The sequence below is a fragment of the Pseudomonas sp. NPDC096950 genome (genome assembly GCF_044762525.1).
In the GTDB taxonomy this organism is placed as follows: Bacteria; Pseudomonadota; Gammaproteobacteria; order Pseudomonadales; family Pseudomonadaceae; genus Aquipseudomonas.
The window spans coordinates 135897-149684 of sequence record NZ_JBIWEL010000018.1 but is presented as its reverse complement, the minus strand read 5'-3'; the positions used below and the strand labels follow the sequence as shown (position 1 = coordinate 149684).

Here is a 13788-nt window from a genome sequence, read left to right as displayed (position 1 = left end):
CAGCGTGATATCGAGCAACTGATCCTCAACGACAGCGACACACAAGTCGGTAACGACCGCCGCGAACAGATCAGCCGCGACAGCCACAGCCTGATTGGCCGTGACCGCTTTGAACAGGTCGACAACCACAGTGCCAGCCTGATCAAGGGCGATGAGACGCACACCACCCAAGGCCTGCGCAACACGGTGATCGGCAGCGATGAGCTGATCAGCATCGGCGGCAACAGCAGCACCACGGCGGCCGGGACGCTGGTGATTCAGGCCGGGCCGCATGCCCGTGTCACTGCGAGCCAAGTGGTGATCGATGCGGGTACGAGCCTGATACTCACGGCCGGCGGTCATCACCTCGTGATCAACGCCGGCGGGATCTTCAGCAGCGTGGCCATTGTCGAGGGCGGCTCGCCAGTGGCGGGTCTCCCACCACTCCTGGCGTTGTCGGCTGAACAGGTCACGTCAGCCGCAAAGGAAGCTCCCCTGCTGCCCCAGGCTCAGCGCCTGGCCTTGATGGCCAAACAGCCGATTTGCGCCGTATGCGAAGCCGCGAAACAGCAGAGTGAGCCTGCCAATGTTTAAGTCGCCGCCACTGCCGGACGATTTGCCTTGGACGATGCCGGCTTACTTGCTGCTTGATGGTGTAAGCGTGTCAAACCTGGCGCAACGTCTGCATCGCTGGAATAACCCGACGTATTGCCTTTACCAAGGCACGCGCTGGCATGAGTTATCAGATATATCGCCCTGTTTGATCTCGCTCGACGGCAAGCACGACTCACTGCTGGCGTACTACCAGGAAAACGCCGCCCTGGAATGGGGCTACTTGCTGTTCAGTGCGACGGACGCGACCACGCTTTGTTCGCATTGGCGTCGCCTGCTGACCGTCGAACACCCCGGCGGCATTGAGGTTATGCCGCGCTTTGCCGATCCAGCGGTCATTCATCCACTGCTTGTTCTGGCACAACAAGCGCAGAACTCCCGCTGGTTTGGCCCCGTCGAACTGATGTGTTTACCCGACAGCCTCCAGGCGACCTGGCACCAACACGCACGCCCTGAGCAAGCGGCGCCAGACACCCTCGACCGCTATCGACTGACGGACGAGGAGCTTACGGCGCTGGGGGAGGTGGCGTTTCGGCGTTCAGTCCTCGACTTGAGTGAGCACCTGCACACGTATTTCCCCGAGTTCATGGCGTCATATCCAGCGCAAGAACGCCTGCGTTATGCCCAAAAGGTGGCTGAAGAAGCCTATCGGCAAGGCTTCACGTCGGAGCAGGAAATCACCCTCTACGCCAATGTCTTTGGCTATTTGGCCGGGCAACCGGTGAGCGACCATGCGGACATTGTCGAGCTGCTAACGGTACCTACGGCGCAATCCCCTTTGACGCGTGTGCAACGTGCTGCGGAGCTGGCTCGCAGCCGTGCCGCTGACCCGCAAGGAGGCCGACTGTGACTGCCCGACAAACGGCCTCAATCGATGCCAACGCCGCCGCCATGGCCACGCGTGCCAACGACGTCCGTTCACCGGTGGGGCAATGCGCTTTGATGAGCCCAAAAGTGCAACTGCTGCCGCTGCGATACGGGCTGGTCGAACACCTCGATCCCTCGTCCGAACTCGCCATGCCGCTCACGCTGAGCAGTCAGCCCTTGGGCATCCGATTGTTGCGCGATGGCTACCTATACATCATCGACAACGACACGGCCTATCTGCACGAATACCGCATTGAAAACGGGCAGATCACCAAGCTGTTATGGAGCAGCCAAGAGGTCGCCGGCGACACGCGCACTGTTTCGGTCGGTGATCCACACCTGGTCTTTGCCCGGCAGCACACGTTGTACGCCAACTACTCAGAAATTCAGTGGACGGCTTACAAGTGTTCACAAGTGCTCAAGAACAGCGCCGAGCGTGAACGTTTGATGCAATGCATCGAGTTGGCCAAGGCCTGTCCGGCCAATGGCGGCACTGACTTGTTAAGTCAGCAGCAGGCCAAAAAGTGGCTGGCGGAAGCGGCAGAAAACACCCCGAAAACCGATGCTCAGGGTGTTGCCGTGCCAGCCCCGGTCAAGGCATTGCCTGAAGGCGCCGACCCGCGAGAAAGTCAGCCCTATGCCTGGGAGGACACGCCGCTGTTTCAGGAGACAGCGATTGAAACACTCACCGGCCAGGTGCTCGGCCCCTATCAGAATGACTACCTGTTTTTGGTGTTGCGCGATGACTTTGGCGTCATGCGTGATCTGGCCAGCGCACAACTGAAGGTGGGTGACTGGATCGAGCAATGGAGTGCCGACGATGCGGTGCAGCGTAAGTACCTGACGGGCGCTTACATCCAGTCCTTGTACGAGGTGAGTTCGGCGCGTCTAGAGGCTCTGGAGGCGACAGATCCCCAAGTCAAAGCGTTGAAGGACGACACCTCCGCCGAGCAGCAGAACACGATTTATGACTACTTGCGGGCCAAACGTGACGACAGGGGAGCAGGCCTTTATGGCGACGAGGCGTTTTGGCGAGAGGCCGCCAAAACCAATCCTCATGCTCGAGCCCACCTCACTCTGCGAGACGCGCTGGGAGAGGTGCTTTGGCAAAAGCACCAGAGCACCATCACCACGCTCAACCTGCAAACCTGGGAGGCGCTATACGGTAAAGCCATCGGCCAGCGCGGCATTGATGACCTGGTCAACCGGGCCGGCATGGAAGCGTTCGTCAGCCAACAGCAAATCTTGCTGAGTCATTGGCACCAACGACTTCAGACCATCCGCGAAGACCGGTTGAGCATGATTACCGGTGGCTATTTTCACCGTGCGGCCTGGTATTACGACTTCCAAAACGATGCGCTCATCAAGCATCGCCTGGAAACCGAATTCGTCTGCGTGGCCGCCCTGTGCTGGAATCGCGCCGCGACGGAAAAACTGGCTGCTTATCTGGAGCAAAACCTGCTCACCGTCGTACCGGGCCTGGAAACACTGGCGCTGAAGGACCAGTTGGAGGTGAGCAAAAAACTGGCGGACCTGAGCAGCTTCTCGATCAAAGTGGGCACGGCCCAGGAGAGTCTTGCCAGCGTCAATGTGCTCGCCAACCAGTTCAACAGTTTGATGACTGAGCGGTTGCCCAATTTTGTGGATTTGAATACGCGGTTTCGGGGGCTGCAGGGTCTGCTCGATAGCGCTTACATTCCAGCGCATCAGTTGACCGCAGCGGACCAACTGGACAGGGCGCATAACGAATTTAAACGGCAACAACCCATCGATCCCAACGGCTTTATACGCGACATCGGCGCACCGGCACGCCTGCAACTGCTGCGCGAGTTCTCCCGCAGTGGTTTGACGCTGCGGGCGGCGTCGGCTTCTGAAATCCAGGCGTTCAACAAGACCCGCGATACCGCCCTCGACCTGCGCGGCCAGCTCAAGGAAACCTACAAACTGCGCCGTCGTGAGTTGTTGCGGGTCACCAGCGGTCTGGTGGCACCGGGTGGCGAACAGATTTACAACCAGCGCATCAATCAACTCCGGGCCGCGCTGGCGCCGTTGGAGGACAGCCTCAGTCGGGCCTTGACCGTCGGCAGTGGCCACCCTGGGCAAATCGGCACGGTGGTTGATGGGATGGCGCCGGCCCTGCGTGACGAAATGCACCGCACGGTGCGGGATTTCCGTGCGATGGGGACGTTTGGCAAGCCTCTGAGTAGCGCGCTGAAATCTGGGGGTGATGGGGTTGCGCTGGTGTTGTTTGTGTTTCAGGGGCAGAAGTTTGTTGAGGTGTTGAGTGCGTTGGATAAAAAAACTATGCCGTCTCTCGCTGAGTGGGGCGTGCTCTTTGAGTCATTTGTGGGTATGTCGGCTGCGGGATTTGCGGCGATACAAGGCCTGTCAGTGACGATTTTTCAAGCGCATATTGAGCAAATGGACAGTGCTGCTGGCAAGCTCAATACGATGAGCCGTCTGGGGCGCTGGGCCGGTATTGCAGGGACCGGCGCATTTGGGTTTGGTGCTTTGGCCGCCGCAATTGATTTAGGCAAGCACTCTCAGCAATGGGGGAAAGCGCTGGCCGCAGGCGATTACAAAGGCTTGGCGGCTACGAGCCTGCAAATGGCCGGTGACGGAGTTTTGATGGGCACCAATACCTGGGGCGCCCTTCATACGACATCGATCATTAACAAAATCCTGAAAACTCCCTCCGAACTGCGGGCTCTGGCTTGGGCGGAAGCCAGCCCGCGACTGCTCAGCATCGGCGCTAAAGCCAACCTGGTGGGTTTAATCGGCACCGCCCTGCAATTGATGGGTGAAGGTCTTTACAACTACTTCAATCTGACAGCAATGCAAAAATGGCTGCAAGCCAGTGCTTGGGGGACGGCAAACTTGCAACGCAGTCTGCTAGATGACTGGACTGCGTTGGCGAAGGTGGTGCAGCAACCGACGTGCGAACTGCTCCGCGACGATAAGCGTACCTACTTGAAATTGGTGCTGCCCGGCGTTCGAACGCAGGAAATGGACAGTCGCCAATTGCAACTGCTGGTCTATCAGCAAACCCGTAATCTGCACATTCCTCGCCCCTACAGCGCCCAGTTACCCCCCGTGCGCTGGCAGGAGTGCAGCGCGGCGTGGGTGGCTACGGCAATGGTAGTCAGTCTGGAAGACGAAGCGCTGACGCTACATCTGCCCATCAGCGACTCTCTGCAAACAACGGATTTCGCCCTGGCCCTCAACATCGGTTACCAACTGGAAGCCGAACGTGATTTGATCCACCGCACCTGTTTTGTGCTGCGTAATTTGTACATCGCGATGGAGCGGGGCGTACGCCTGCCGGCCAAGGGCAGGTTCAAACTCGACCCGGTGGAGAGCATGCCGAGCAGCACAGGCAAAGCCCCTTACTGGCTATTTACCCGAGAAGAAATGGCGACGGTTGATGTTTAGGAAGTTGTTCAAGCGCAGAAACAAAGCTGAAAACACCGAGCCCTCACCGGACATTCGCAGCCAGCGACCCAGTGCCGGGCAACTGCGGGTAAAGGGTTTGAATGAAACGTTGTTCCTCGCCCCGTTGCCGGTATACACCGGACAGGCGCAAATTTCTCGCCGTAACTTTTCGGAGATGAACGAGACCTATCTGGAGCTGGGAGGTAATAACTTCGGGATGGTGGAGTTGGGAAAAAGATTGGCCTTTCAGATATGGATGGTTTTGTGTACTGCATTTTTTGCACCCGTGCTTATTTGTCTATGGCTCGTTGCTTTTAGCCCTCCGGAGATTGATCGAAGATTTTTCGACATTGTTGGGGATGCTGTACAGGTGTTCGCCACTGGTTCTCTCCTTTTCATTATCCCGATTGGCGCCTTCGTCTACGGCATGCTATCCGGCGTCTATGCCTCAGCCAAAAGCTACCCCATCCGCTTCAACCGCCAACGCCGCGAAGTCTGCTACATCGACGACACCACCCATCGTGTCCTGATCGTCCCATGGGAAAGCGTGGTGGCCTGGGTTGCGAGCAGTCAGGGCGTCACCAGCTACGGCGCGATGCGCGACTACACCTTTGGCATGGGCCTGGAAGACGAAGAGCACGACACCGTGCAATTTGTGCTGTCGGCCCAACCCAGCGATGCCCATGCACTGGGTATGTGGACCTCCATTCGTAACTACATGGAAGACGGGGAGTTGGTGGATACCCCGAACCCTATGCTTGTCGTATTGGGGCTTACGCCAACGGAAGAAGAACTCATACCTTACGAGGGGCTGCATACCTTTGAGATCGAACGCAAGGGAGCACGCTTCATGGGCTCATTGGACGATGACGGCGGAGATCTAACTGCCGAACAGCGCCACCGTTTTGGCTACGGCAAACGGACACCCTGGCCATTACGCTGGTGGTACGTCCGCCGCGTCCTGACCTTCTGGAAAATGCCCTACCTGATCGCTGAATGGGCCCACCGCAAGGGGCGTCCGACCTTACCCGAACGCGTGCAGATCTGGTCCCAACCGCTGCCCCCCGAACAATGGGCCAAGCCCAGCCTCGCGCTGCAAAAAGCCAACACGCTGGTCAAAACCGCCATGGACAAAAAGGGCGCGAACTTCGTCGATGCGTGCAAGGCGGCGGGGTTGCATTGAGTTCGTTGTATTTCTCCTTGGGCCTCAACATCGGTTGCCAACTGGCCTAACGTGATTTGATCCACCGCACCTGTTTTGTGCTGTGTAATTTGTACATCGCGACGGAGCGGGGCGTACGCCTGCCGGCCAAAGGTAGGTTCAAACTCGACCCGGTGGACACGTTGCCGAACGGTACTGGCAAGGCTCCTTACTGGTTATTTACCCGAGAAGAAATGGCGACGGTCGATGTTTAGGAAACTGTTCAAGCGCAAAAGCAAATCCACAGCCACCGAGCCCGCACTGGACATTCGCAGCCAGCGACCCAGTGCCGGGCAACTGCGGATCAAGGGTTTGAATGAAACCCTGTTCCTGGCACCGCTGCCGGTATACACGGGGCAAGCGCAGATTTCTCGCCGTAACTTTTCGGAAATAAACGAGACCTATCTGGAGTTGGGAGGAAATAACCGGGGGATGGTTGAGCAGGGGAAAATTCTTGCAAGTGGAATCGGGATGGTCTTGTTCACCGCATTTGTAGTCCCCTGTTTTGTGATTATGCAGGGGGTGTTTTTCTATCCGGAAAATTTCCCTACGCCGTTCAACGATCTTATCGATGCTATCAAGGTGTTTTCCAGTTACATGCTTTTATCCATTCTCCCGATTGGAGCCATGGTTTACGGCATGCTATCCGGCGTCTATGCCTCAGCCAAAAGCTACCCAATCCGTTTCAACCGCCAACGCCGCGAAGTCTGCTACATCGACGACACCACCCATCGTGTCCTGATCGTCCCATGGGAAAGCGTGGTGGCCTGGGTTGCGAGCAGTCAGGGCGTCACCAGCTACGGCGCGATGCGCGACTACACCTTTGGCATGGGCCTGGAAGACGAAGAGCACGACACCGTGCAATTTGTGCTGTCGGCCCAACCCAGCGATGCCCATGCACTGGGTATGTGGACCTCCATTCGTAACTACATGGAAGACGGGGAGTTGGTGGATACCCCGAACCCTATGCTTGTCGTATTGGGGCTTACGCCAACGGAAGAAGAACTCATACCTTACGAGGGGCTGCATACCTTTGAGATCGAACGCAAGGGAGCACGCTTCATGGGCTCATTGGACGATGACGGCGGAGATCTAACTGCCGAACAGCGCCACCGTTTTGGCTACGGCAAACGGACACCCTGGCCATTACGCTGGTGGTACGTCCGCCGCGTCCTGACCTTCTGGAAAATGCCCTACCTGATCGCTGAATGGGCCCACCGCAAGGGGCGTCCGACCTTACCCGAACGCGTGCAGATCTGGTCCCAACCGCTGCCCCCCGAACAATGGGCCAAGCCCAGCCTCGCGCTGCAAAAAGCCAACACGCTGGTCAAAACCGCCATGGACAAAAAGGGCGCGAACTTTGTCGATGCGTGCAAGGCGGCGGGGCTGCATTGAGTTCGTTGTATTTCTCCTTGGGCCTCAACATCGGTTACCAACTGGCCGAACGTGATTTGATCCACCGCACCTGTTTTGTACTGCGTAATTTGTACATCGCGACGGAGCGGGGCGTACGCCTGCCTGCCAAGGGCAGGTTCAAACTCGACCCGGTGGACACGTTGCCGAACGGTACTGGCAAGGCTCCTTACTGGTTATTTACCCGAGAAGAAATGGCGACGGTTGATGTTTAGGAAGTTGTTCAAGCGCAGAAACAAAGCTGAAAACACCGAGCCCGCACCGGACATTCGCAGTCAGCGACCCAGTGCCGGGCAACTACGGGTCAAGGGTTTGAATGAAACCCTATTTCTCGCCCCTTTGCCGGTTTATACGGGGCAGACGCCAGTCTCTCGCCGTAACTTTTCGGCAATGAAGGAGACTTATCTGGAGTTGGGCGGTAACAACTTCGGGATGGTGGAGTTGGGGAAAAGATTGGCGATCATTATATGGATGGTCTTGTTCACTGCATTTGTAGTCCCCTGTTTTGTAGTTTTGTATTGGATGCTTTTTTATCCAGAAAATATTCGCGCGCCACTTAACGAACTTATCAATGCTATCAAGGTGTTTTCCAGTTACATGCTTTTATCCATTCTCCCGCTTGGAGCCTTCATCTACGGCATGCTTTCCAACGTCCGAACCTTGGCCAAAAGCTACCCCATCCGCTTCAACCGCCAACGCCGCGAAGTCTGCTACATCGACGACACCACTCACCGCGTCCTGATCGTTCCATGGGAAAGCGTGGTGGCCTGGGTCGCAAGCAGTCAGGGCATCACCAGCTACGGCGCCATGCGCAACTACACCTTTGGCATGGGCCTGGAAGACGAAGAGCACGACACCGTGCAATTTGTGCTGTCGGCCCAACCCAGCGATGCCCATGCGCTGGGCATGTGGACCTCCATTCGTAATTACATGGAAGACGGGGAGTTGGTGGATACGCCAAGTCCCATGCTCGCCGCGTTAGGCATCACCCTGACCGAAGACGAACTCAAGCCCTATGAAGGGCTGCACACGTTTGAAATCGAACGGCTTGACGCGAGAGCGCTAGGGCGTCTGGACGATGGCGGAGGTCATTTGACGCCCGAGCAGAGACAGCGCTGGGGATACTCCAAACGATCCCCATGGCCATTACGCTGGTGGTACGTCCGCCGCGTTCTGACCTTCTGGAAAATGCCCTACCTGATCGCCGAGTGGGCCCACCGCAAGGGGCGTCCGACCTTACCCGAACGCGTGCAGATCTGGTCCCAACCGCTGCCCCCCGAACAATGGGCCAAACCCAGCCTCGCGCTGCAAAAAGCCAATACGCTGGTCAAAACCGCCATGGACAAAAAGGGCGCGAACTTCGTCGATGCGTGCAAGGCGGCGGGGTTGTATTGAGAGGCTTTGCGGCATGTGATGCCAACGCCGCCAGAGATGCGTGATTCGACCAAGGTCATGGCTAATCCGAATTACCGGCTTAGTGCTGGCGGAAGTAATGCTTGATGGTTTCGGAATTACTTATGAAGACTTTGCATAGTGACTATCGCTTTTTCGTCGAACGATAACTGCGTTTCTCCGTGGACAATAAACGATTGTCGAACCATGCTCTGTTTCGTGAGTTTCCAGGAGGAAACTTGCTCTCATCGGAAGACACTTATTTAACAGATAAAGGAAGTCGAACCATGTCGAGCATTAATGGTACTTACGTAAACTCCAACTCTGGCGCCAAACTGGTTATTACCGATGGTAATGATTCGAATGGCACCTTCAGTGGCAAACTGAGCCAGGGCGGGGTGAACTACGATGTCGCTTACGGGCATTATCACTTCCAGAACAGCACTGGCCAACCTACCATCATCACCCTCACCGGGTTGAATGACGGCACTGGTTACCAAGCCTGGACGCTGTTCTCGCCGGATCACAACTATTCCCGACTACGGGCTGCGGGTTCGCGCAATAACTTCGATGGTGATGTAGTGACGTTGGGTGGCGAATTCGTCAAGCAATAAACATCGCTGTAATAAACAACAGGCTGATGCATTGAACATGCATCAGCCTGTTTTCGTTTGTGGGTGATACACGCGGTTGTTAGTTGGTTGTTATCTTCTTTCCTCATAAAACGATGCCTTCCACGAATACTTTCAATGCTCGAAAAGCATCGTTTTTCCGGCGCTTCGCTGCAAGCCTTGTACGACGTGGCTTTGGCGAATTTGACCGTTTTTTATATTCGATCCGGATCTATCCATAACTTCAAAGATTACTTTAAGAGATAAGCGTCTGGCCCAATGATTAGCCCGTCGATACGCCGCGCGGGGGATGGATAAGCGGGCGTATGGGGTTATTCGAAAAGAGACCGCAGGGAGTTAATCAATGGGCAATGTCCAGACCGCCGCCGGCGCACATGAGGTGCTTTGGCGCCAGGCGCCGAGTGGCGAGTTGGTCGACCTCGGCCGGGTGCATCGCGTGCCGTTGGGCCAGTTGCGTTTGCAGCGGGCGCCCAAAGGCATCCTGAGCCGACGCGAATCGATCCTGCTCGGCGTGCTGGCGTTGCTGGTGCATGGCGCGGTGATCTATTGGGTCAATCAGCAGCCGATCAAGGAACTGCCGATCGTGCCGCCGGAAATTCCGCCGATGACCATCGAGTTTTCGCGCCCGGCGCCGCCCGTGGTCGAGCCGCCACCGCCACCGCCTCCTCCACCGCCTCAACCGGTGGTCGAGCCACCGCCGCCAGTGCAAGACGAACTGGCAGTGAAGCCGCCGCCAAAACCGATTCCAAAGCCCAAACTGGTCGTTAAACCCGTACCGAAGCCGGCCCCTAAAGCCGTCGAGCAACCACCCGCGCCGCCACAACCCGCAGCGCCTGTCGCGGCTCCGGCACCGCCCGCGCCACCGGCACCGCCCGCGCCACCGGCGCCGGCACCAGTGACTCCCGCTTCGGCCAACGCCGCGTACCTGAAGAATCCGGCACCGGAATACCCGTCCTTGGCCCAGCGTCGCGGTTGGGAAGGCACGGTGTTGTTGCGGGTGCATGTACTGGCCAACGGCAAGCCCGGGGAAATCCAGATTCAGAAAAGCAGTGGTCGCGATCAGCTCGACGAGGCCGCGCTAAACGCGGTGAAGCGTTGGAGCTTCGTCCCAGCCAAGCAAGGTGATGTTGCCCAGGATGGCTGGGTCAGCGTGCCCATCGATTTCAAGATTCATTAAACCGAAACCAATTTCGCGCGAAAAATTTGCACGAGGGAATACATCATGACGTTACTGGCCTCTCCACTTGAATCCATCGAAAGCGCGGTGATCTGGCTGCTGGTGGTTTTTTCCGTAGCCACTTGGGGTTTGGCGTTGCTCAAGGGCGTGCAGTTCGGTCGCCTGAAAGCCCAGGATCGAAAATTTCATAAACAGTTCTGGGCCGCTTCGAGTCTCGACTCGGCGGCCGAGTTGAGCGAAACCCAACCGGGTGCGGCAGCGCGTGTGGCCCAGGCCGGTTATGCCGCAATTCAGGTTGGTGAAGCGCCGCCGGCGAATGACTTGAGCCAGGCGATCAATCATCAGGATCGTCTGGAGCGCGCCTTGCGTCAGCAGATCGTCCGCGAGCGCCGTTCGTTGGAAACCGGGCTGGCGGTGGTCGCGAGTATTGGCAGCACCTCGCCGTTCATTGGTTTGTTCGGCACGGTGTGGGGGATCATGGAAGCGTTGAAAGGCATCAGCGCGGCAGGCTCGGCGAGCCTGGAAACAGTTGCGGGGCCGATTGGCGCGGCACTGGTTGCCACGGGTGTGGGGATCGCCGTCGCGGTGCCGGCGGTGCTGGTTTACAACTACTTTTTGCGGCGCCTGAAACTGACGGCGGCGGACCTGGATGACTTCGCCCATGACTTCTACAGCCTGGCGCAGAAGAGTTCGTTCCGCCTGCTGATTCACCCGACCTCGCACAAAGTGGTTGCCCAGGGCGGCGCGCAGAAAGTGAAGGAGGCGTCCTGATATGGCCTTCTCCACGCAAGACAGTGACGAGGTGCTGAGCGAGATCAACGTAACGCCGCTGGTGGACGTGATGCTGGTGCTGCTGGTGGTGTTTATCGTCACCGCGCCGCTGCTGACCAACGCGATCCCGATCAACCTGCCCAAGACCGAGGCCGTGGCCCCGGTGGAGAAGAAAGATCCGCTGGTGGTGAGCATCGATGGCGCCGGCAAGTTGTTTATCAACAAGGACGAGATTCAACCGGACTTGCTGGAATTCAACCTCAAGTCGGCGAAGGCCAAGGACCCTGAAGTGCGCGTGCAATTGCAGGCCGATGACGGGGTGAATTACGGCGAAGTGGCGCGTGCGATGGCGTCCATTGAGCGGGCGGGTATTACCAAGTTGTCGGTGATTACCGCGCGATAAGTTTTCTACAGTTTTCCGGGGCCGTCTCCTTGGCAGGGTGCGGCCCTTTTTTTATTCCCCAGCAAAAACACAAATCCCTTGTGGGAGCGGGCTTGCTCGCGAAAGCGGTGGATCAATCAAAATTGATGGCGACTGACACACCGCTTTCGCGAGCAAGCCCGCTCCCACAGGGGATCGATTGCATATTCAATTAAGGTCTTAATAAATAGCTTCTTATTCCTTAACGAATATAACTCTCGTCCCTATACTCGATCAGGAACAGACAAGCAGCAGGAGAGCTCCCCATGCGCAACGAATCAATTCGCTACCTGATTGTGCCGGGCTGGCAAGGATCGCCAGAAGATCATTGGCAAACACATTGGCAGAACAGTCTGCCGAACAGTGCGCGGGTCGAGCAGGCCGATTGGCTGACGCCGCGCCGTGAAGACTGGGTCGCGGCGCTGGCCGAGGCGATTGCCGCCGACAGCACGCCGGTGATCCTGATCGCCCACAGCCTGGGTTGCATCACCGTTGCCCATTGGGCGGCTACGGCACCACTGAATTTTCTGCGTCAGGTGCGCGGTGCCTTGCTGGTCGCGCCAGCGGACGTCGAACGCCCGGCCTGCGCGCCGGCCCTGCGTAACTTTGCGCCGATCCCGACTACGTTGCTGCCGTTCCCGAGCCAGGTTGTCAGCTCCGATAACGACAGCGCCGTCAGCGCACCGCGCGCCTTGGAACTGGCCCGCAACTGGGGCGCCGAGGCGGGGATTCTGGCGGGGGCTGGCCATATCAACGTCAAGTCCGGTCACCAGCGCTGGGAGCAGGGGTTTGCCTACCTCTATCGCCTGCAAAACCGCATGGAGCATCACGCCCTGCGCCGCGCTTAAATTTTTTTTTAACGCCCCCGTCTCCCGGCGGCTTTGGGCGGGAGTCTGCCATGAGTTTTGAAACTTTCGGTCAGCCATTGCTGACCTTCCCCGACGCCGAAAAAAGTCCCCTGAGCATTCGCGCCAAGGCGCTGGTGTTTGTCGATCCGCGTTCGCGGCAGTTGCGCCAGGAACTGGAACAACTGGCCCCGCGCTCCATTTCAGTATTGATTCGCGGTGAAACCGGTAGCGGCAAGGAATTGCTCGCGCGGCATATCCATCGCGCCAGTGATCGTGGCGGCTTGTTCGTCTCGGTGAATTGCGGCGCAATCAGCCCGACCTATGCCGATGCCGAATTGTTTGGCTATGCCGCCGGCAGCTACACCGGTTCGGCCAGCAGTCGTGCCGGCTGGTTTGGCTCGGCCAATGGCGGAACGCTGTACCTGGATGAGATCGGCGATTTGCCGCTGCCGATCCAGATCAAATTGCTTTCAGCGCTGGAAAACCACGAAGTCACCCGCGTCGGCGCGCACCAGCCGAGCCCGGTGGACGTGCGCCTGGTCGCCGCCACCAGCATCGATCTGGCCCAAGCGGTGGCAGCCGGGAAATTCCATGAGCGGCTTTATCACTACCTCAGCGAAGGCCAGCTCGAATTGCCGGCGTTGCGTGAGCGGGTGGGCGACATTCTGTCCCTCGCGGAATACTTTCTGGGCATCTACAGCCAGCGCCTGGACCTGCCGGTGCCGCTGATCAGCGAGGCGGCGCAACATGTGCTGGAGGCGCACAGTTGGCCGGGCAATACCCGGGAGCTGGAGAACGTCATTCACTTTGCGCTGCTGGTGAGTACCGGGGATGAGATCTTGCCCGAGCATTTGAATCTGCCCGAGGCGCCAGCGTCGTTGGTGCAGATTGAGCGGCAAGCAGCCCAACTCGTGAAAAACGGCACGGCCGCCGAGCGCTCGGCCCTCAAAGACTTGCTCGAAAGCCTGAGCCAAGCCCTGTAACTCCTGTGGGAGCGAGCTTGCTCGCGATGGGGGCGTGTCAGTCACATTAATACCGGCTGA

Annotated in this window: 13 protein-coding genes; all 13 read left to right on the top strand. The window is 58.0% G+C overall.

Going from position 1 to position 13788, the window contains the following annotated elements; translation table 11 throughout:
* A partial coding sequence (locus tag ACIQY3_RS24480) for a bacteriophage T4 gp5 trimerisation domain-containing protein (protein WP_403024703.1) occupies positions 1-573 on the top strand: 573 nt, incomplete at its 5' end.
* The gene (locus tag ACIQY3_RS24475; protein WP_403024700.1) at positions 566-1441 is read left to right on the top strand and encodes a DUF4123 domain-containing protein; all 876 of its coding nucleotides are present in this window, start codon (positions 566-568) and stop codon (positions 1439-1441) included. The genes ACIQY3_RS24480 and ACIQY3_RS24475, both read left to right, overlap by 8 nt.
* Positions 1438-4890, top strand: coding sequence for a toxin VasX (locus ACIQY3_RS24470; protein ID WP_403024697.1), 3453 nt, complete (start codon positions 1438-1440; stop codon positions 4888-4890). Before ACIQY3_RS24475 ends, ACIQY3_RS24470 begins: the two co-directional genes overlap by 4 nt.
* Complete coding sequence (locus tag ACIQY3_RS24465) at positions 4883-6073, top strand: hypothetical protein (RefSeq protein ID WP_403024695.1); 1191 nt, start codon at positions 4883-4885, stop codon at positions 6071-6073. Before ACIQY3_RS24470 ends, ACIQY3_RS24465 begins: the two co-directional genes overlap by 8 nt.
* Positions 6074-6298: 225 nt before the next feature.
* Entirely contained in the window at positions 6299-7486 is a 1188-nt protein-coding gene (locus ACIQY3_RS24460) for a hypothetical protein (protein ID WP_403024692.1), read from the top strand.
* Positions 7483-7719, top strand: a complete 237-nt coding sequence (locus ACIQY3_RS24455) for a hypothetical protein (protein WP_403024689.1) — start codon at positions 7483-7485, stop codon at positions 7717-7719. Before ACIQY3_RS24460 ends, ACIQY3_RS24455 begins: the two co-directional genes overlap by 4 nt.
* Entirely contained in the window at positions 7712-8899 is a 1188-nt protein-coding gene (locus ACIQY3_RS24450; protein WP_403024686.1) for a hypothetical protein, read from the top strand. Before ACIQY3_RS24455 ends, ACIQY3_RS24450 begins: the two co-directional genes overlap by 8 nt.
* Positions 8900-9183: 284 nt before the next feature.
* Positions 9184-9510, top strand: coding sequence for a hypothetical protein (locus ACIQY3_RS24445; protein WP_163907699.1), 327 nt, complete (start codon positions 9184-9186; stop codon positions 9508-9510).
* A 361-nt stretch (positions 9511-9871) separates the two neighbouring features.
* Positions 9872-10705, top strand: a complete 834-nt coding sequence (locus tag ACIQY3_RS24440; RefSeq protein ID WP_403024682.1) for an energy transducer TonB — start codon at positions 9872-9874, stop codon at positions 10703-10705.
* A 45-nt stretch (positions 10706-10750) separates the two neighbouring features.
* Positions 10751-11476: a MotA/TolQ/ExbB proton channel family protein gene (locus ACIQY3_RS24435; protein WP_054047869.1), complete on the top strand. Its 726-nt coding sequence runs from the start codon at positions 10751-10753 to the stop codon at positions 11474-11476.
* 1 nt (position 11477) lies between these two features.
* Positions 11478-11879: an ExbD/TolR family protein gene (locus tag ACIQY3_RS24430; RefSeq protein ID WP_403024679.1), complete on the top strand. Its 402-nt coding sequence runs from the start codon at positions 11478-11480 to the stop codon at positions 11877-11879.
* Between the two features lie 284 nt (positions 11880-12163).
* The gene (locus tag ACIQY3_RS24425) at positions 12164-12745 is read left to right on the top strand and encodes an alpha/beta hydrolase (RefSeq protein WP_403024676.1); all 582 of its coding nucleotides are present in this window, start codon (positions 12164-12166) and stop codon (positions 12743-12745) included.
* A 50-nt stretch (positions 12746-12795) separates the two neighbouring features.
* Complete coding sequence (locus ACIQY3_RS24420) at positions 12796-13728, top strand: sigma 54-interacting transcriptional regulator (RefSeq protein ID WP_403024673.1); 933 nt, start codon at positions 12796-12798, stop codon at positions 13726-13728.
* Positions 13729-13788 lie beyond the last annotated feature (60 nt).